Raw genomic sequence first — 17,310 nt, 5'->3', positions numbered from 1 at the left:
GTTTCCCACCAGCCCTGACTGGACAGGTGGACTCTGTTAAACACTCGTTTTGATTATCCCTGACCAAGCCCAGGGAATGTATTTAGGACAGACAGCAACTATGACATCTCCACTCAAAACCATCTATCAGGAAACCATCGTTCCTAAATTGATGGAACAGTTCAAATATGAGAACATCCATCAGGTTCCCAAGGTTGTTAAAGTTACCATTAACCGAGGACTGGGCGAAGCATCCCAAAATGCCAAGGCTCTGGAATCTTCAGTTAATGAATTGGCGATTATTACCGGACAAAAACCAGTAGTGACCCGCGCTAAAAAAGCGATCGCCGGCTTTAAAATCCGTCAAGGAATGCCCGTTGGGGTAATGGTGACACTCCGTTCTGATCGGATGTATGCCTTTATGGAACGTCTGATTCACCTAGCCCTACCTCGCATTCGAGACTTTCGTGGCATTAGTCCCAAAAGTTTTGACGGTCGGGGTAACTACAGTCTGGGGGTCAAAGAACAACTGATCTTCCCAGAAATCGACTACGATCGCATCGATCAAATTCGAGGTCTGGATATTTCAATTGTCACCACAGCCCAGACAGATGAAGAAGGGCGTGCTTTACTTAAAGAAATGGGAATGCCCTTCCGGGAGAACTGAGGCAGTAAAATAACGAGACAACTATGGCGACGAACGACACTATTGCAGATATGTTAACGCGCATCCGCAACTCTTGCATGGCGCGGCATCAAACCACAGAAATTCCATCCACCAAAATGACCCGCAGTATTGCCAAAGTCCTCCAGGATGAAGGCTTTATTGCCAACTTTGAAGAAGCAGGTGTTGGTGTCAAAAAACATTTAGTGGTTTCACTAAAATACAACACCAAAACCCGCACCCCCACCATCCGCACCCTTAAACGAGTGAGCCGTCCAGGTTTGCGCGTTTACAAAAACCGCAAAGAACTCCCCCGGGTTTTAGGTGGAATTGGAATTGCGATCATTTCTACCTCCCGTGGGGTAATGACCGACCGAGAAGCCCGCCTTCAGGGCTTAGGCGGAGAAGTGCTTTGCTATGTGTGGTAAATCCATTACCCACAGCCTCGCACTCCGCAGACCCCTAAACACTGCTCATCGACCATTAAACAAGGATTATGTCTAGAATTGGTAAGCGTCCAATTCCGATTCCCGCCAAAGTTACCCTAACCTTAGACGGCCAAAAAGTCACAGTCAAAGGACCAAAAGGGGAGCTTTCCCGCGTATTACCCAACGAAGTTATCCTCTCCCTCGAAGAAGACACACTAATCGTTAAGCGTCGGGATGAATCCCGAGTCGCCCGTCAGCGTCATGGTCTCTGTCGCACCCTGGTAGCCAACATGGTGGATGGAGTTTCCCAAGGATTTGAACGGCGACTGGAAATCCAAGGAGTGGGATATCGGGCTCAGGTTCAAGGTAAAAACCTGATCTTAAATGTCGGCTACAGCAAACCGGTGGAAATGGTTCCCCCTGAAGGTTGCAGCGTAGCCGTTGAAAATAACACCAATGTGATTGTTAGCGGAATTAATAAAGAACTCGTCGGCAACATGGCTGCGAAAATTCGCGCCGTGCGACCCCCTGAACCCTATAAAGGCAAGGGCATTCGCTACGCCGGAGAACAAGTCAGACGTAAAGCTGGTAAGGCAGGGAAAAAATAGATCATGAAACTTACTCGTAACGATTCCCGTCAGCGCCGTCACCGTCGAGTTCGGCGCAAAGTCCTAGGAACTTCAGAGCGTCCTAGATTGGCTGTGTTTCGCTCTCACAAGCACATCTATGTGCAGGTGATTGACGATAGCCAGCAACACACCTTAGTTGCCGCGTCTACCTTAGACCCCGAAATAACTGCCGACTTGAAAACTGGGGCTACCTGTGATGCTTCTGTTAAAGTTGGTCAATTAATCGCTAAACGCTCTCTATCTAAAGGAATTGAGCGCGTCGTATTTGACCGGGGAGGTTACATCTATCATGGCCGCGTTAAAGCCTTGGCAGACGCAGCCAGAGAGGCCGGGTTAGAATTTTAATAAGCTGACGGGCAATTTATAATTGCCCTTAACAATCAGGAACTAAAAGTATGGCAGAACAGCAACGTCGTAAAAAAAATACTCGCACCAAAGAAAAAGAATCCGAATGGCAAGAACGGGTTGTTCAAATTCGCCGTGTAACTAAAGTAGTTAAAGGCGGTAAAAAACTCAGCTTCCGTGCCATTGTTATCGTCGGCAACGAAAAAGGCCAGGTGGGTGTCGGTGTCGGAAAAGCAGCAGATGTCATCGGAGCCGTCAAAAAAGGTGTCGCCGATGGCCGCAAAAATGTCGTCGAGATTCCCCTAACCAAATCTAACTCTCTACCTCACCCCGCCAATGGTGTGGGAGGCGGAGCCCAAGTCATTGTTAGACCCGCTGCCCCTGGTACAGGGGTAATCGCTGGGGGTGCTGTCCGCACCGTGCTAGAACTAGCCGGGGTTAAAAACGTTCTAGCTAAACAGCTAGGCTCCAGTAATCCCCTTAATAACGCCCGCGCCACCATTAACGCTCTCTCAGGATTGCGGACTCTATCGGATGTGGCCAAAGAACGGGGCATCCCCATCGAACAGCTTTATGCTTAATCATAAGTGGACCATCGGGGCAATTCCTCAATTGCCTCTCACTGATAACCCATCAATTGCACTGTATTGAGACAACCATGAGATTACAAGACGCAAAGCCCAAAGCTGGCTCTCAAAAACGTCGCCGTCGCCTTGGTCGTGGGGTTTCGGCCGGACAAGGAGCTAGTTGTGGCAAAGGAATGCGCGGTCAAAAATCGCGTTCCGGTGGCAGCACCAGACCCGGATTTGAAGGAGGTCAAAACCCCCTCTATCGACGACTACCTAAATTAAAAAGCTTTCCTCTGGTAAACCGAAAACAGTACACTACCATTAATGTGGGTCGTCTGGATTCTCTGGGTGCCAACAGCGAAGTAACTCTATCCTCTCTCATTGCGGCCGGAATTATTACCACTGACCGGGGACCGCTCAAGATTTTGGGAGATGGAGAACTAAATGTAGCACTTCAGGTTAAAGCAGCAGCCTTCACCCAAAGCGCTCGATCTAAAATTGAAGCAGCCGGGGGAAGTTGTGAAGTCTTAGGAGCCAGAAACACCAGCTCGGAAGGTTAAGCGTAGGCGATTTTTCGCCCCTACTGCTCTGTACATTCCCAATAGTGTTTTCAAGAGGTAGTCCTTCATGGTCGTCAGTCGTGAAAAAACGCCAACTGCACAGGAAACATTCATGCAGATGGCTCAGGCTGCTGGTTTACGGGGTCGTATTCTCGTAACCATTGGTCTGCTCATTCTAGTCCGTTTGGGCGTTTTCCTGCCTATCCCAGGCATTGATCGGCAAGCATTTAGCCAAAATATTCAAAACACCCCCTTTATCGGTTTTCTCGACCTATTTTCCGGGGGTGGATTTTCAGCCCTGGGTATTTTTGCTCTGGGAATTCTCCCCTATATTAACGCCTCCATTATCATGCAGTTGATGACGGCGGCTCTCCCCACTTTAGAAGATTTGCAAAAAAACGAAGGGGAAGCCGGACGGCGGAAAATATCTCAAATTACCCGCTATGTGGCCTTGGGGTGGGCTATCTTGCAAAGTATTGGTATTGCCATTTGGGTCAGCCCCTTTGCTCAAAATCCCAATCAACCACAGTTCATAGTCATGGCTGAAGTAGTCCTGGCTCTGGCTGCTGGGTCTATGTTTGTCATGTGGGTATCGGAACTGATTACAGAACGCGGTATCGGTAATGGCGCTTCCCTGCTCATTTTTATCAACATCGTAGCGGTTCTACCCCAATCATTGGGCAGTACCATTGAATTAGCTCAAAGTGGTGATAGCGCTATTGTAGGACGAGTTGTGATCTTGTTATTGATTTTCCTAGCAATGATTGTTGGGATTGTTTTTGTACAAGAGGGAACCCGTCGTATTCCTATTGTTTCCGCCCGCCGACAAGTGGGTCGCAAACTTTATCGCGAAAAAAGTAGCTATCTACCTTTGCGTCTAAATCAAGGCGGGGTGATGCCGATTATCTTTGCTTCGGCAGTTTTGATTCTTCCGGCTTCTATCTCCCAGTTTGCTAATAATCCGGTTCTGGTACAAATTTCTACTTATCTGAGTCCCGGAGGACCTGCTCCTTGGCTCTATATTGCCTTTTACTTGCTGATGATTCTGTTCTTTAGCTATTTCTACGCTTCTTTAATTATGAATCCCGTAGATATGGCTCAGAACTTGAAGAAAATGGGAGCTAGTATTCCCGGAATTCGTCCAGGTCGCGCCACCAGTGAGTATATTGAGCGGGTTCTGAATCGCTTAACCTTTTTGGGAGCGGTTTTCTTGGGTTTAGTAGCAATTATTCCTACTGTAGTGGAAAGCGCTACCAGAGTTCCTACTTTCCGAGGCTTTGGTGCTACTTCTCTACTGATTCTGGTCGGGGTTGCTATTGATACCGCCAAGCAGGTTCAGACTTATGTAATTTCTCAAAGATATGAAGGGATGGTGAAAAAATAATGCGGGAATTGATTTTTTTGGGGCCGCCTGGTTCGGGAAAGGGAACACAAGCGGCTCGTATGGCTGAGATTATGAAAATTCCTCACATTTCCACTGGAGAGATTTTGAGGGATCATGTCTCTAAGCAAACTACCCTGGGTCAACAGGCTAAAACCTATATGGATCTGGGTGATTTGGTTCCAGATCAACTGATTTTGGATATGGTGACTCATCGCTTATCTGAGCCTGATGCTGAAACGGGTTGGATTCTCGATGGGTTCCCTCGTAATGTCAGCCAGGCTCAGTTTGTCCAAGAGCATTTGTTGTCGGTTGATGAGAAAACGGGCAAAATTCCAGATAAAGATCACGTCTGGGTCATTAATTTAGAGGTTCCAGATGATGTCATCCTGAAACGATTGCTGGTGCGAGGTCGTGAAGATGACCATGAAGAAACGATTTTACATCGCCTTCAGGTTTATCGGGAACAGACGGCTCCCTTGATTGAATTTTACAGCAGTCGTAACCAACTGCATCATATCAATGGCGATCGCACCATGGAAGAAGTAACCGATAGTTTAAAAGAGGTAATTACCAGCTCATAATTGGCATGGGGAATCAAGGTTCACCAATCTGGGAACAAAATCTCCCCCCGGCGGTTCTCATCCTGGCTTAATCATTTGTGTCGATTTCATAGATGATTACCAGATTTTGATAAGATATGTTAACACGCTCAGGCCCATGCCCGGACGCGATTTTACCTGGTTGGATGATTTTAGTCGCCTACTGGGGGGTTTATTTACCGAATTGAGGAACTAACAGTTTGTCTAAACAAGACTTAATAGAAATGGAAGGAACTGTTACCGAGTCCCTTCCCAACGCTATGTTTCGAGTCGATCTCGATAATGGTTTTAATGTACTAGCACACATTTCGGGTAAAATCCGGCGCAACTACATTAAAATTCTACCGGGCGATCGCGTCAAGGTAGAATTAACCCCCTACGATCTCAGCAAAGGTCGGATCACCTATCGACTGAAAAAGAAATAGGTTCCCCTCATAGCTGAATCGCTCCAGGTTGATTTACCTCAATCCTGGCTGAAAATTTTTAGCCTGTGGTATAATTAAGAATTTGTTGTAAACTACTATTAGTAGTTAGTGTCGTTCTATATAGCGTTAGCATCCCCCTGTAAAAACCAGGCTGGTCAACAGCCATGTTTCCGGGGAACTAAGTTATGGACAATAGTTGAATTTCCTAGGGGATAGGGGGGTCGCTAATCTCAAGCACTAAAACCTAAGAGTTAAAAATCAACAAGGGGACTACCTGCGCGTAGGGCTGAGTTGTCAAATAATACTCTGGGGAAAGTACCGCCGACCAGTAACACCATAGTAGCGAAGTAACTTTGTGCTGAAAACAGCCTAAATCAGGCTAACCATAGAAAGATACAGCACCTCTGTCTTTCTTCCCCAGTAGGGTAAGGCAAATTCATGAGCCATAAAATTGTAATCGGCCAGCTAAATCTAGTGGTTTCCCAACTCCCATGAGGTTGACATGAAAGTTAGAGCATCAGTGAAGAAAATTTGTGAAAAATGTCGCGTCATTCGCCGTCGAGGGCGAGTGATGGTGATTTGCTCGAATCCCAAACATAAGCAAAGACAAGGATAGTGATGATGAAGGTAGTGAAGTGCGTCAGAGAGGCAGAATGCACGCAGATTCAATTATTATTAATTGGTCTGGCGCACCCTACCCATCTTAACTGTTGATGTCTATTGTACACAGAGGGAAGAAAAGCAAAGTAGCGGGAAAGCTAAATTAAGTATCCCACTAACCCAAGCCAGTGATACCCTCGTCAAACGCACTTAATGGCTGTTATGATGGCCGCGCGAGGCGGCTCAGTCACTAAGCTAGGAAGTGTTAAGTTAGCCTTCACGGTCTGATCACTGGCAGGATTAAATAGAACAACTCGGCACTGTAATTAATTTTGGCACAGCACGATTATTAGGGAGAAAAAAACGTGGCACGGATAGCCGGAGTAGACCTTCCACGCGATAAGCGTGTTGAGATTGGTCTGACCTATATCTACGGAATTGGATTATCTCGCTCCAAAGAAATCTTAGCGGAGACGGGTGTCAACCCCGACACTCGGGTTAAGGATTTAACTGATGCGGACGTAGCAGCTTTACGTTCTGTAATCCAAACTAACTACCAAGTAGAAGGAGACCTGCGGCGCTTAGAAGCGATGAGCATCAAGCGTTTAATGGATATTGGTACTTATCGTGGTCGTCGTCACCGAATGGGATTACCGGTTCGGGGTCAGCGGACGAGGACGAATGCCAGAACCCGGCGTGGAGTTCGCCGAACTGTAGCAGGTAAGAAAAAAGCCGCCTCCAAGAAATAGTCTATGGAGAGGCTTTCCATGGGCCAACTGTATTAATCAATTATTCAGTAGGCAAGTTAATCAACTCAATAGGTCGTTAAAGAGACAACTATGGCGCGACAAACTAAAAAAACTGGACCAAAAAAGCAAAAACGGAATGTCCCCAACGGGGTAGCTTACATTCAGTCTACGTTCAACAACACAATTGTTAGTATTACGGATCAAAATGGGGAAGTAATATCTTGGGCTTCCGCCGGGTCTACAGGATTTAAGGGAGCGAAAAAAGGAACTCCCTTTGCAGCCCAAACAGCGGCTGAAAGTGCTGGCCGTCGAGCGTCCGACCAAGGTATGCGCCAAATTGAAGTAATGGTCAGCGGTCCTGGATCAGGTCGAGAAACAGCAATTAGGGCATTGCAGGGAGCGGGACTAGAAATTACTCTCATTCGTGATGTCACCCCAATTCCTCACAATGGTTGTCGTCCCCCCAAACGTCGTAGGGTGTAAAAAAGCCTGGTGGCGTGCGCCCAAACTAAAGCCGTAACAGGTTTTGAAAAATGAGAAGTTACATCCCCGATACTTTTCATTTTTCATTGGTAATGGGTTAGGTCTAATTTTTGGGGTAAGAGTCGAACGGAGGTCAATCGGTGGCGCAGTTTAAGATTGAGTGTATTGAATCCAATATAAGCACTGACCGTAGTCAGTATGGCAAATTTGTCCTGGGACCGTTAGATCGTGGCCAGGGAATAACCGTTGGAAATGCACTAAGGCGGGTGCTGCTGTCAAATTTAGAAGGGACTGCCATTACAGCGGTCCGAATTGCTGGCGTTAACCACGAATTTGCAACGATTGAAGGGGTTCGGGAAGATGTCCTAGAGATCATGCTGAATTTGAAAGAAGCAGTTCTCAAAAGCCATACCTATCAGAAGCAAATTGGCCGTCTCTTGGTGCAAGGTCCAGCAACCGTAACAGTCGGCCATTTTGATTTACCCTCGGAAGTGGAGGTGGTCAATAAAAATCAATATATTGCTACCTTATCCCCGGGGGCAACTCTGGAGATGGAATGTCAGATTGAAAAGGGGACAGGGTATCGAGCGGTTGATAGACATCGGGATGATTCTGCGGCTTTGGATTTTCTCCAAATTGATGCAATTTTCATGCCGGTACGGAAGGTAAACTACACTGTAGAAGATGCCCGCGATGGTGGATCTTTGGAGAAAGATCGGCTGACGTTGGAAATCTGGACGAGTGGCAGTTTGACTCCCCAAGAAGCGATCAGTCAAGCGGCTGCGATTTTGGTGGATCTATTCGGTGCCCTGAAAGATATCAACCTAGAATCAATTACGAGCGATCAAAGGGATGATATCGATCCTACCAGCCAGATCCCGATTGAGGAGCTACAACTTTCGGTTAGGGCTTATAACTGCCTAAAACGAGCGCAAATCAACTCGGTGGCGGACTTACGAGATTATACAGAGGAAGATCTCCTAGAGATCAAAAATTTCGGTCAAAAGTCTGCTGAAGAGGTGATCGAAGCTCTCCAAAACCGCCTAGGAATTACTTTACCTAAGGAGCGAGCAGCTAAATCTTGAGTAGGTGAGTGCCATAGAAGGTCACGGCTCGAAATGAGTTGTGAGTGCCTGTTTATGGCTGGTTTCGGAACTAAATCTAAGTAACTTATCTAAATAATTTGTCATGCGTCATCGTTGTCGTATTCATCAACTTGGTAAACCTGCGGACCAGCGAAAAGCCCTTTTGCGATCGCTGACTACCGAACTCATCCGTCATGGTCGTGTAACTACGACGAAAGCACGAGCTAAAGCTGTGCGCTCTGAAGTAGAACGGATGATTACTCTAGCTAAAGATGGAACACTCGCCTCTCGTCGCCAAGCGATGGGCTATATCTATGACAAACAACTGGTTCATGCGTTGTTTGAAGGAGCAGCCCAGCGCTATGGCTCCCGTAAAGGGGGATATACTCGCATTGTGCGAACGGTTCCTCGCCGGGGAGATAACTCGGAAATGGCAATCATTGAGCTGGTTTAAGGCGATTGTCAGGGAGCCGGTGACTCAAGCTGAACTCAAGGGAAGGCGGATTGTCAATGACTGATAAACAGCGCATTGCTCTGATTATCCAATACGATGGAACCCACTTCCACGGATGGCAACGGCAACCCAATCAGCGCACGGTTCAGGAGGACATAGAAACAGCTATTGGCAAGGTTTTAAAGCAGGAGCGAGTCCCCCTCCATGCAGCAGGTCGCACGGACTCTGGAGTTCATGCAGCAGCCCAGGTGGCTCATTTTGATGCCCCAGCCCATATTCCTGCCTATCGGTGGGCAACCATTCTCAATGGCCGATTGCCAGCGGATGTCCTGATTAGGGCATCGGCTCCGGTAGCGAAGGATTGGCACGCCAGGTTTGACGCTCAATGGCGACGCTATCGCTATAGCCTTTACACGGATGCTCGACCTAACTTGTTTATCCGTCGGTTTACCTGGCACTACTATCATCAGCGGTTGGATGAAAGCCTAATGTTGGCAGCTCTCAAACCATTACTGGGCTATCACCATTTATCAGCATTCCAACGAGCTGGTTCTAGTCGCCCCCATGCTTGGGTGGATGTCCAGGATGTGCAATGTTGGCGGAGCGAAGCATTTATTCATATTGAAGTTCAAGCGAGCGGATTTCTGTATGGAATGATGCGATTACTGGTGGGGCTGCTGTTACAGGTGGGGGCGGGGGAGCGATCGCTAGAAAACTTCCAAGATATCTGGGTCAACGAACGTCGGGAAATTGTCAAATCGGCAGCCCCTCCCCAGGGGTTGTGCCTACTACGGGTAGGCTATCCGAATTTCCCCTTTACTCCTGATATCTGGTTCGATACTTTTCCTAAATTTATCCTAGGAAAAACTGAACCACAATCACCATTAACTTAGGAGAACTGCAAGATCATGATGACTAAAACCTATCTGCCGCCGGTTGACTCCATTGAACGAAAATGGTACGTCATTGACGCGGCGGATCAAAGACTGGGCCGCCTGGCTACAGAAATTGCTCAAATCATTCGTGGCAAAAATAAACCCACTTACACCCCCCACATGGATACAGGGGATTTTGTAATCGTGGTTAACGCTGACAAAGTGGCAGTAACTGGCAAAAAAGGGGAGCAAAAAATCTATCGTCGCCACTCGGGTAGACCGGGAGGGATGAAGACAGAGACTTTTGATCAACTGCAAAACCGAGTCCCGGAACGAATTATTGAGAAAGCAGTTAAGGGAATGCTCCCCAAAAATGCTTTGGGCCGCCAACTATTTACGAAGCTAAAAGTTTATTCTGGTCCGACTCATCCCCATCAGGCTCAAGATCCTGAAGTGCTGAAAATTGACACAATTCCCACAGGAGGTAAATAATGCAGGCTATAGATACAGGTAAGGCAGTTTACTGGGGTACAGGTCGCCGGAAATCAGCGATCGCTCGTGTGCGTTTAGTTCCGGGCAGTGGCCAGGTAATTATTAATGGTCGCGAGGGCGAATCCTATTTGCAATTTAACACGAGCTATCTTTCAGCTACTAAAGCACCCTTAGAAACTTTAGGGCTAGAAAATGATTACGATGTTCTGGTAAATGTCCAAGGTGGAGGTCTCACAGGTCAAGCTGAGTCCATCCGCTTAGGTGTGGCTCGTGCTTTATGCGAGTTAAGTCCTGATAATCGCCAACCACTGAAAGCAGAAGGCTATCTAACCCGTGACCCTCGCGCTAAAGAGCGGAAAAAATACGGCTTGCGGAAAGCTCGCAAGGCTCCCCAATACTCGAAACGCTAGAGAGTTTTGGCTATCAATCCAGACTCAAGCGCGATCGTGTAAACTATCCTAGACAGGGGGTGGTAATATGGCCCATCCCCAGGTGGGTGCAGAATCTCAATTTATTAGGTTTTGTGACTCAGCCTGTCGCGAGCCAATTATGGCTATAATAGAAAGAAAGTAAAATTTGTTGATTTTGACTTGGTAGCTTAAACCATGCCTAAACCTGATATTCATCCCGAATGGTATCCAGAAGCTGAAGTAATCTGTAACGGCGAAGTCGTTATGAAAGTTGGTTGCACACAGCCATCACTGCACGTTGATATCTGGTCTGGAATCCACCCATTCTATACTGGAACTCAAAAGATTATTGACACAGAAGGACGAGTTGAACGCTTCCTGCGTAAGTATGGCATGATTGATGAGAGTCAAGCCACAGGAACGGAAGCGGATCAATCGAAAAAATAGCCGGGTTGTCGATTGTTTGTCGTCTGTTGTCCGTAGCGTCTGACTACTGGCAACCGACTGATTTTTGGTTTCCGGTTTATCCCTAATATTTAGCAGTGTAAAATAAGTTGTAAACCACCATTAAGTAAGGGTTAATGATGGTGATGGAGATAATACCAACGCCTAATTATCGAATATTTAATGATGTAAATAATCAACATTTACAGATAATTTTGATGGTAAAAAGCTGCAAAATTCTGATATTTAATATATCTTTATACGCTGGTTTAAAGACGGAGACAAAGACAATTTAAGCTAAATTATGCTTCGACAACCGACTACTAACAAGAGGCAACCGAACCGCCATGGCAGAAACTTATTTACTAGATAAACTCAAATCCGTTGAGCAAACCTTTCAGGAGTTAACTTTACGATTAGCAGATCCTGAAATTGCGACAGATCCTGATGAATTTCAACGGGTAGCCAAAACTCGGTCTTCCCTGGAAGATGTGGTTAATGCCTATCAGGATTGGAAAACAACTCAGACGGAGTTAGCCGGGGCCAAACAAATCCTCCGAGAGACAGGGAATGATCCTGAACTAAAGGAAATGAAAGAAATGGCAGCTTTGGAGGTAGAAGAACTAACCACGAAACTGCAAGAGTTGGAAACACGCCTGAAAATTCTCCTGCTACCCCAAGATCCCAATGATGATAAAAATATCATGTTAGAGATTAGGGCAGGTACTGGGGGCGATGAAGCGAGTATTTGGGCGGGGGATTTGGTGCGGATGTATTCCCGCTATGCTGAAACTAAAGGTTGGCGGGTAAGGCTACTGAGTGAGTCCCTGGCTGATATGGGGGGATTTAAAGAGGCGATTCTGGAAATTCAAGGCGATCGCGTTTATAGTCAGCTTAAATTTGAAGCGGGAGTTCATCGAGTCCAACGAGTTCCTGTAACGGAAGCAGGTGGGAGGGTTCATACTTCCACAGCAACGGTGGCAATTATGCCAGAAGTTGATGATGTGGAAGTGCAAATAGACCCGAAAGATATTGAGATGACTACGGCTAGATCCGGAGGTGCAGGGGGTCAGAACGTAAACAAGGTGGAAACGGCAGTTGATTTGTTCCACAAACCGACGGGTATTCGGGTATTCTGTACGGAAGAACGCAGTCAGCTAAAAAACCGGGAACGGGCTATGCAGATTTTGCGGGCTAAGTTATACGAAGCTAAACTGCGGGAACAACAGGATGCTGTGACTTCCATGCGGCGATCGCAGGTGGGGACAGGTTCGAGGTCGGAAAAAATCCGCACCTATAACTATAAGGATAATCGGGTGACAGACCATCGTCTGGGTCATAATTTCTCGTTAGCCCCAGTATTAGAAGGGGGAATAGGAGATTTGATCCAAGCGTGTATCATTCAAGATCAACAGGAACGATTGGCACAATTAGCAGAATCAACTACTCCTGCATCTGTATAATAATGGCGATCGCTATTTTATGATTGGGGAAAGAAACCGGGTTGATGTGAGAGTTTTTCGTTTCTGATCAAAGATTTAACCAAGAAACCCGGTTTCTATCGGGGGGTTCTGCGATCGTGTAACGGGAAGCAGAGTTGAGTGGAAAAACAGCACCATTACTTCCGAGATAGCAAACAGTGCAGTCTGATGTTGAGAAATGGCTAAAAATAAACTCAAACTGATGGTAGTTGATGACGAACCCGATAACCTCGATTTGCTGTATCGGATATTTCGCCGCGAATTTCAGGTGTTTCGAGTAGATAGCCCAACGGCGGCTTTACAATTACTGGAAACTGAAGGGGAAATGGCGATCATAATTTCGGATCAGAGTATGCCAGAAATGACCGGACTTGAGTTTCTCAGTAAAACTGTGGCCCGTTTTCCCGACACAATTCGGATTTTGCTGAGTGGATACTCCCCAGAAACCCTAGAAGCCTCCGGCGAAAATTTAGAGGCGGCGCAATTGTTTCAGTGTATTACTAAACCGTGGGACCCCACAGTGTTTGAGGCTACCATTAAAGATGCTAAAGCAGTTTACCAGCAGCGACAAGGTGCAGAAAATCCATAAACAACCAAGGCCTAATTTGATCACGTTTAGCCATGACTCCAGAAATGGTTGATTTTTGTTAAGATCCAATGCGGGTATGTAATTTTTGGCTTTGATGGCACTGTAGGGGGGTGATGCCATATCTTCGCCGGAAACGGATCTACGGTCGAACCCGTCCTTACACGATTTCCTGGCCCCACCCTTGAACATATTTTCGTCCTAGGAGACTGTTGATGCTGCGACTAGAACATATTAGCAAAATCTATCCGACAGGTACTATTCTTAAAGATATTAACTGGGAAGTTAAACCTGGCGATCGCATTGGTTTAGTGGGGGTAAATGGCGCGGGAAAGTCTACCCAACTTAAAATTATAGCCGGAGAAGTTGAACCCACATCCGGGGAAGTTATTAAGCCATCAAGTCTACATATCGCCTATTTAACCCAGGAATTTGAAGTTGATCCGGCGCGCACCGTCCGAGAGGAGTTTTGGAGGGTTTTTAATGAGGCTAACGCCACCCATGCAGCTTATGGTGAAGTTCAGCGAGAAATGGAAACGGCTGATCCGGATCGCCTGGATGAATTAATTCATAAATTGGATAAACTCCAACGGAAATTTGAATCCCTTGATGGCTACGGCTTAGAAGCTAAAATTGAGAAGATTTTACCAGAAATGGGGTTTGACTCGGAAGATGGCGATCGCTTAGTTAGCGCCTTTAGTGGTGGCTGGCAAATGCGTATGAGTTTAGGTAAAATTCTTCTGCAAGAACCAGATTTATTACTACTGGACGAACCGACAAACCACCTCGACCTAGAAACGATAGAATGGCTAGAAATTTACCTGAAGGGTTTAACTACCCCCATGGTAATTGTTTCCCATGACCGCGAGTTTTTAGACCGTCTCTGTACTCAAATTGTCGAAACCGAACGGGGAGTTTCTCGGACTTATTTGGGTAATTATTCCGCCTATTTGCTACAAAAGGCGGAGGCAGAGGCGGCTCAATTAAGCGCCTATGAACGCCAGCAAAAGGAACTAGAAAAACAACAGGAATTTGTCGAAAGATTTAGGGCGAGTGCCACCCGTAGCACCCAAGCAAAAAGCCGTGAAAAACAGTTAGATAAAATTGAGAAAATCGAGGCTCCTACAGCTTCTTTAAAAACGCTGAAATTCCACTTTCCAGAGGCTCCCCGTAGTGGTCGGGATGTGGTTAAAATTCAAGATTTGGTGCATACCTATGATGAGAAAATCCTGTTTTTGGGGGCAGAACTGCTAATTGAAAGAGGCGATCGCGTAGCTTTTTTGGGTCCTAATGGTTGCGGTAAATCTACCTTACTTCGGATGATTATGGGGCTGGAAACCCCCAGCGAAGGAAGTGTATCCCTAGGAAAACATAATGTGATTCCGGGTTACTTTGAACAAAATCAAGCCGAAGCCTTAGACTTGACCAAAACAGTTATGGAAACTATCCATGATGAAGTTCCCGACTGGAAAAATGAGGAAGTTCGCACCCTCCTCGGTCGGTTTTTATTTAGTGGTGAAACTGTATTTAAAAAAGTTGTTTCTTTGAGTGGTGGGGAAAAGGCGCGGCTGGCTTTGGCTAAAATGTTGCTCCAACCTGTGAATTTGTTGATTTTGGATGAACCAACTAATCACTTGGATATTCCGGCTAAGGAAATGATGGAATCAGCTTTACAGGAGTATGAGGGAACGGTTCTGCTGGTATCCCATGACCGTTACTTTATTTCTCAGGTGGCTAACAAAATTGTGGAAATTCGTGATGGTGAGTTTCGGGTTTATCTGGGAGATTATCACTATTATTTGGATAAGTTGGCTGAGGAAAAAGAACAGGAACGACAAGCTAAGTTAGCAGCCGAAAAAGCCGCTAAAAAAGCAGCTAAGGCGGCTAAGGCGGCTCAGAAAAAGGCGGCGGCTAAGGGTAGATAGTTTTATAAATCTGTAATTCCCCCTAGACCAATTTAGGGGGATATCAAACTCGGCTTTCGGGTGTTTATTAATTGGGTGGGGTTGAAATTATGCGATCGCTCTCTTAGGGTTCCTCGCTTGAGTACAACTCAGGTTAAGTTATCTTAAAGTTGGTCTGTTGTAGTGATTTTTAACCTATGGTGGCGATCGCATTTGCATCCTACACTTCCTTTAGACTCCAAGGGGGTGCGACCAGAGTGCTAATTTTATCAGCAACCATCAGCGTGTCGTAACTATCGCCATCAATTGTAAACAAAATTCCATCCACCAGTGGCTTAGGCGAATAGTCCCGCAATAATTGAAACAAACAGGGTGAAACTTTCTGAATTTCCAGTTTCAGTGTTTTCATGTCTTTGCCTCACTTGATAGTTTAATGAGCCATTAACATCTATTATAATTGATCCCTATGGTTTTGGGGGATTCCTGGGAAAGTATTAGTAATACTCAATTGGGGTATCTAAATCAGCCAATAAATTAATCATATAATTAGCTAAAACCACATGGTTCATGGTATAATAGCGTTTTCGCTTCATTAGCAATTGACTATCTCAGAAAACTGTGAAAAAAGTGTGAAAAGTGACAGAATTTAATATTACCCTGGGGTGGTGGACTTGGTATTGATCGGATACAACTGGGCCAGATTTTGTCAAAGAGCGATCGTAAAGGGAACTAAACTGGGTAAACTATAAGTATTCGGAGAAGTTGGGTGCGTTACACCACCACTCATGGATAAACTCTTAAATAGGGAATTCAGGGTAGAGGTAGGTAGCGCACCATTTTTCTTAAACTGGACCCCTCGTGTCATGAATACTGTCTTACTGGTTGAAGACTCCCTCACCCAAAGAGAATGTCTCTCCTACCAACTAACCTGGAGTGGTTTGGAAGTCATAGCCGCTTCTGATGGCTTGGAGGCTTTAGATAAGTTACAGCAGGTGTGTCCAGATGTGATTTTGTTGGACGTGGTGATGCCTAAATTGGACGGCTACAAAACCTGTCGTCTGATTAAATCTAACCCTGACACTCAAAATATCCCCATTATATTTTTAACCGGAAAAGAACAAAATCTAGCCGTGTATGAAGGCATTAAACACGCCGAAGCCTATGTGAGTAAACCCTGGCGACCTAAAGAACTTTTGCAGACGATTAAATGGGTGACAGTTTGTGCTAAATCTCAACCCACAGTTAATTCTGATAAAGCCTGGTTCAACTATTTTTTCTTAATTGTCAAGATTATTGATGTCTGTTTTATCTCTAAAGGTAAACCAGATAAGTATGCACTCCAAATAGTTAAACTTTATCAGTCGGCAATTCAAGCCCTTGAACATACCCTAACATTCAATCCTAATTATCCTCAAGCGCGTCAATATTATCGGATAATTAATCATAGATATCAACTTTTTACCAAAGAATTACAGGCAACTCATTCCTGCCAAATATGTCACTATTTTTATGGTCAGGATGGCATCAATTGTGCAGTGCATCCTCAAGGACCCAAATCTGATATGTGTCCTGATTGGGAATTGTAGGGGCGTAAAATTTACCAGGATTAAATTGAAAAATCCCGAAACTTAGCCCCCAACAACTTTACATATTTTCTGGCAGTTGTATTAGTTCACTCATCGCTTTTTCGAGTTCGCTCATGAGAGACTTTTTATCCCTATCTATTTTAGCATAATAATCCGGCGGTGGCAACTCCGGCTGGAAATAAATTAACTTAATCCGATCTGGACTAATGCAAATCATCAAAACTTCTATCTCTGGTTTATATCCGTCGATAATTCCCAGGATTTCCTGTAATTTATTATCCGCATTTTGGTTGAGGAGTTCAATAGCTGATTTCGGACAAAAAACAAAGTGAGGAGTTGGCTTTAGGTCAATACCTAAAGTTCCCTGTTCGCTTTCCCCTTCCAGGTGAACTCCCCAAGCTAAGGCTGCTAGTTGCGGATGGTGATTTTCCACAAAGTGATCGAGTTGTTTTTGCCAGCCATTTTGATCTACAGGGGTGGGGGTAATATTCATTGGACTAGAATTCCATTAATTTCTCAATCCATTGTATATTTATTCGTCCTAGGAGGGTATCCTAAGTTTTAGGGAATTGATGGTCA

Annotated in this window: 25 protein-coding genes; 22 read left to right on the top strand and 3 right to left on the bottom strand. The window is 45.6% G+C overall.

Going from position 1 to position 17,310, the window contains the following annotated elements; all coding sequences use genetic code 11:
* Nucleotides 1-100 precede the first annotated feature (100 nt).
* The 21 genes from rplE (at nt 101) to NLZ44_RS10415 (ending at nt 15,166) form a co-directional block, all read left to right on the top strand.
* On the top strand, nt 101-646 hold the full coding sequence (gene rplE, locus NLZ44_RS10515) for a 50S ribosomal protein L5 (RefSeq protein ID WP_008057353.1): 546 nt from the start codon (nt 101-103) through the stop codon (nt 644-646).
* 23 nt (nt 647-669) lie between these two features.
* Nucleotides 670-1,071, top strand: coding sequence for a 30S ribosomal protein S8 (gene rpsH, locus NLZ44_RS10510; protein ID WP_006621331.1), 402 nt, complete (start codon nt 670-672; stop codon nt 1,069-1,071).
* Nucleotides 1,072-1,139: 68 nt separating this feature from the next.
* Nucleotides 1,140-1,679 carry a 50S ribosomal protein L6 gene (gene rplF, locus NLZ44_RS10505; RefSeq protein WP_006621330.1) on the top strand — a complete coding sequence of 180 codons (540 nt, stop codon included), beginning with the start codon at nt 1,140-1,142 and terminating at the stop codon, nt 1,677-1,679.
* A gap of 3 nt (nt 1,680-1,682) precedes the next feature.
* Nucleotides 1,683-2,045, top strand: coding sequence for a 50S ribosomal protein L18 (gene rplR, locus NLZ44_RS10500; protein ID WP_006621329.1), 363 nt, complete (start codon nt 1,683-1,685; stop codon nt 2,043-2,045).
* Nucleotides 2,046-2,095: 50 nt separating this feature from the next.
* Nucleotides 2,096-2,626, top strand: coding sequence for a 30S ribosomal protein S5 (gene rpsE, locus NLZ44_RS10495; RefSeq protein WP_006618084.1), 531 nt, complete (start codon nt 2,096-2,098; stop codon nt 2,624-2,626).
* Nucleotides 2,627-2,703: 77 nt separating this feature from the next.
* Nucleotides 2,704-3,174 (top strand): 50S ribosomal protein L15, encoded by a 471-nt coding sequence (gene rplO / locus NLZ44_RS10490; RefSeq protein ID WP_493752719.1) that lies wholly within the window; start codon nt 2,704-2,706, stop codon nt 3,172-3,174.
* 67 nt (nt 3,175-3,241) lie between these two features.
* Nucleotides 3,242-4,558 (top strand): preprotein translocase subunit SecY, encoded by a 1,317-nt coding sequence (gene secY / locus NLZ44_RS10485; RefSeq protein WP_006621327.1) that lies wholly within the window; start codon nt 3,242-3,244, stop codon nt 4,556-4,558.
* Nucleotides 4,558-5,139, top strand: a complete 582-nt coding sequence (locus tag NLZ44_RS10480) for an adenylate kinase (RefSeq protein ID WP_493752718.1) — start codon at nt 4,558-4,560, stop codon at nt 5,137-5,139. Before secY ends, NLZ44_RS10480 begins: the two co-directional genes overlap by 1 nt.
* A gap of 218 nt (nt 5,140-5,357) precedes the next feature.
* Nucleotides 5,358-5,582: a translation initiation factor IF-1 gene (gene infA / locus NLZ44_RS10475; protein ID WP_006618080.1), complete on the top strand. Its 225-nt coding sequence runs from the start codon at nt 5,358-5,360 to the stop codon at nt 5,580-5,582.
* Between the two features lie 502 nt (nt 5,583-6,084).
* Entirely contained in the window at nt 6,085-6,198 is a 114-nt protein-coding gene (gene rpmJ / locus NLZ44_RS10470; protein ID WP_006618079.1) for a 50S ribosomal protein L36, read from the top strand.
* Nucleotides 6,199-6,547: 349 nt separating this feature from the next.
* A complete protein-coding gene (gene rpsM / locus NLZ44_RS10465) occupies nt 6,548-6,931 on the top strand; it encodes a 30S ribosomal protein S13 (protein WP_006621324.1) in 384 nt (127 codons plus the stop codon).
* 90 nt (nt 6,932-7,021) lie between these two features.
* Complete coding sequence (gene rpsK / locus NLZ44_RS10460; protein ID WP_006618077.1) at nt 7,022-7,414, top strand: 30S ribosomal protein S11; 393 nt, start codon at nt 7,022-7,024, stop codon at nt 7,412-7,414.
* A 140-nt stretch (nt 7,415-7,554) separates the two neighbouring features.
* Entirely contained in the window at nt 7,555-8,499 is a 945-nt protein-coding gene (locus NLZ44_RS10455; protein ID WP_006621323.1) for a DNA-directed RNA polymerase subunit alpha, read from the top strand.
* Nucleotides 8,500-8,602: 103 nt separating this feature from the next.
* The gene (gene rplQ, locus NLZ44_RS10450; protein ID WP_006621322.1) at nt 8,603-8,953 is read left to right on the top strand and encodes a 50S ribosomal protein L17; all 351 of its coding nucleotides are present in this window, start codon (nt 8,603-8,605) and stop codon (nt 8,951-8,953) included.
* Between the two features lie 56 nt (nt 8,954-9,009).
* Nucleotides 9,010-9,846 carry a tRNA pseudouridine(38-40) synthase TruA gene (truA, locus tag NLZ44_RS10445; protein ID WP_493752717.1) on the top strand — a complete coding sequence of 279 codons (837 nt, stop codon included), beginning with the start codon at nt 9,010-9,012 and terminating at the stop codon, nt 9,844-9,846.
* 15 nt (nt 9,847-9,861) lie between these two features.
* Nucleotides 9,862-10,320 carry a 50S ribosomal protein L13 gene (gene rplM / locus NLZ44_RS10440; protein WP_006621320.1) on the top strand — a complete coding sequence of 153 codons (459 nt, stop codon included), beginning with the start codon at nt 9,862-9,864 and terminating at the stop codon, nt 10,318-10,320.
* A complete protein-coding gene (gene rpsI / locus NLZ44_RS10435; RefSeq protein WP_006621319.1) occupies nt 10,320-10,730 on the top strand; it encodes a 30S ribosomal protein S9 in 411 nt (136 codons plus the stop codon). Before rplM ends, rpsI begins: the two co-directional genes overlap by 1 nt.
* A 195-nt stretch (nt 10,731-10,925) precedes the next feature.
* Entirely contained in the window at nt 10,926-11,177 is a 252-nt protein-coding gene (gene rpmE, locus NLZ44_RS10430; RefSeq protein ID WP_006621318.1) for a 50S ribosomal protein L31, read from the top strand.
* A 344-nt stretch (nt 11,178-11,521) separates the two neighbouring features.
* Complete coding sequence (gene prfA, locus NLZ44_RS10425) at nt 11,522-12,637, top strand: peptide chain release factor 1 (protein WP_111893756.1); 1,116 nt, start codon at nt 11,522-11,524, stop codon at nt 12,635-12,637.
* A 196-nt stretch (nt 12,638-12,833) separates the two neighbouring features.
* Nucleotides 12,834-13,244 carry a response regulator gene (locus tag NLZ44_RS10420; RefSeq protein WP_006621316.1) on the top strand — a complete coding sequence of 137 codons (411 nt, stop codon included), beginning with the start codon at nt 12,834-12,836 and terminating at the stop codon, nt 13,242-13,244.
* A 212-nt stretch (nt 13,245-13,456) separates the two neighbouring features.
* Nucleotides 13,457-15,166, top strand: coding sequence for an ABC-F family ATP-binding cassette domain-containing protein (locus NLZ44_RS10415; RefSeq protein ID WP_493752716.1), 1,710 nt, complete (start codon nt 13,457-13,459; stop codon nt 15,164-15,166).
* Between the two features lie 199 nt (nt 15,167-15,365).
* Here the strand turns inward: NLZ44_RS10415 and NLZ44_RS10410 are convergent, their stop codons facing one another.
* Nucleotides 15,366-15,554, bottom strand: coding sequence for a hypothetical protein (locus tag NLZ44_RS10410; protein ID WP_493752715.1), 189 nt, complete (start codon nt 15,552-15,554; stop codon nt 15,366-15,368).
* Between the two features lie 297 nt (nt 15,555-15,851).
* Nucleotides 15,852-16,010 carry a hypothetical protein gene (locus NLZ44_RS10405; RefSeq protein WP_493752714.1) on the bottom strand — a complete coding sequence of 53 codons (159 nt, stop codon included), beginning with the start codon at nt 16,008-16,010 and terminating at the stop codon, nt 15,852-15,854.
* Here NLZ44_RS10405 and NLZ44_RS10400 point away from each other — a divergent pair.
* On the top strand, nt 16,009-16,731 hold the full coding sequence (locus NLZ44_RS10400) for a response regulator (RefSeq protein ID WP_493752713.1): 723 nt from the start codon (nt 16,009-16,011) through the stop codon (nt 16,729-16,731). The genes NLZ44_RS10405 and NLZ44_RS10400 overlap by 2 nt on opposite strands.
* A 58-nt stretch (nt 16,732-16,789) precedes the next feature.
* On the opposite strand, the gene ccmS is transcribed toward NLZ44_RS10400, so the two are convergent.
* The gene (ccmS, locus tag NLZ44_RS10395; protein ID WP_493752712.1) at nt 16,790-17,224 is read right to left on the bottom strand and encodes a beta-carboxysome assembly chaperone CcmS; all 435 of its coding nucleotides are present in this window, start codon (nt 17,222-17,224) and stop codon (nt 16,790-16,792) included.
* Between the last annotated feature and the right edge of the window lie 86 nt (nt 17,225-17,310).

Source organism: Arthrospira sp. PCC 9901, from assembly GCF_059013425.1.
This window is presented reverse-complemented; position numbering and strand designations above follow the sequence as displayed.

What these genes read in the sequence shown, in the direction of transcription:
- rplE (WP_008057353.1), top strand. Translation starts at nt 101, where the DNA reads ATGACATCTCCACTCAAAACCATCTATCAGGAAACCATCGTTCCTAAA.
- rpsH (WP_006621331.1), top strand. Translation starts at nt 670, where the DNA reads ATGGCGACGAACGACACTATTGCAGATATGTTAACGCGCATCCGCAAC.
- rplF (WP_006621330.1), top strand. Translation starts at nt 1,140, where the DNA reads ATGTCTAGAATTGGTAAGCGTCCAATTCCGATTCCCGCCAAAGTTACC.
- rplR (WP_006621329.1), top strand. Translation starts at nt 1,683, where the DNA reads ATGAAACTTACTCGTAACGATTCCCGTCAGCGCCGTCACCGTCGAGTT.
- rpsE (WP_006618084.1), top strand. Translation starts at nt 2,096, where the DNA reads ATGGCAGAACAGCAACGTCGTAAAAAAAATACTCGCACCAAAGAAAAA.
- rplO (WP_493752719.1), top strand. Translation starts at nt 2,704, where the DNA reads ATGAGATTACAAGACGCAAAGCCCAAAGCTGGCTCTCAAAAACGTCGC.
- secY (WP_006621327.1), top strand. Translation starts at nt 3,242, where the DNA reads ATGGTCGTCAGTCGTGAAAAAACGCCAACTGCACAGGAAACATTCATG.
- NLZ44_RS10480 (WP_493752718.1), top strand. Translation starts at nt 4,558, where the DNA reads ATGCGGGAATTGATTTTTTTGGGGCCGCCTGGTTCGGGAAAGGGAACA.
- rpmJ (WP_006618079.1), top strand. Translation starts at nt 6,085, where the DNA reads ATGAAAGTTAGAGCATCAGTGAAGAAAATTTGTGAAAAATGTCGCGTC.
- rpsK (WP_006618077.1), top strand. Translation starts at nt 7,022, where the DNA reads ATGGCGCGACAAACTAAAAAAACTGGACCAAAAAAGCAAAAACGGAAT.
- rplQ (WP_006621322.1), top strand. Translation starts at nt 8,603, where the DNA reads ATGCGTCATCGTTGTCGTATTCATCAACTTGGTAAACCTGCGGACCAG.
- truA (WP_493752717.1), top strand. Translation starts at nt 9,010, where the DNA reads ATGACTGATAAACAGCGCATTGCTCTGATTATCCAATACGATGGAACC.
- rplM (WP_006621320.1), top strand. Translation starts at nt 9,862, where the DNA reads ATGATGACTAAAACCTATCTGCCGCCGGTTGACTCCATTGAACGAAAA.
- rpsI (WP_006621319.1), top strand. Translation starts at nt 10,320, where the DNA reads ATGCAGGCTATAGATACAGGTAAGGCAGTTTACTGGGGTACAGGTCGC.
- rpmE (WP_006621318.1), top strand. Translation starts at nt 10,926, where the DNA reads ATGCCTAAACCTGATATTCATCCCGAATGGTATCCAGAAGCTGAAGTA.
- prfA (WP_111893756.1), top strand. Translation starts at nt 11,522, where the DNA reads ATGGCAGAAACTTATTTACTAGATAAACTCAAATCCGTTGAGCAAACC.
- NLZ44_RS10420 (WP_006621316.1), top strand. Translation starts at nt 12,834, where the DNA reads ATGGCTAAAAATAAACTCAAACTGATGGTAGTTGATGACGAACCCGAT.
- NLZ44_RS10415 (WP_493752716.1), top strand. Translation starts at nt 13,457, where the DNA reads ATGCTGCGACTAGAACATATTAGCAAAATCTATCCGACAGGTACTATT.
- NLZ44_RS10410 (WP_493752715.1), bottom strand. Translation starts at nt 15,554, where the DNA reads ATGAAAACACTGAAACTGGAAATTCAGAAAGTTTCACCCTGTTTGTTT.
- NLZ44_RS10400 (WP_493752713.1), top strand. Translation starts at nt 16,009, where the DNA reads ATGAATACTGTCTTACTGGTTGAAGACTCCCTCACCCAAAGAGAATGT.
- NLZ44_RS10405 (WP_493752714.1), bottom strand. Translation starts at nt 16,010, where the DNA reads ATGACACGAGGGGTCCAGTTTAAGAAAAATGGTGCGCTACCTACCTCT.
- ccmS (WP_493752712.1), bottom strand. Translation starts at nt 17,224, where the DNA reads ATGAATATTACCCCCACCCCTGTAGATCAAAATGGCTGGCAAAAACAA.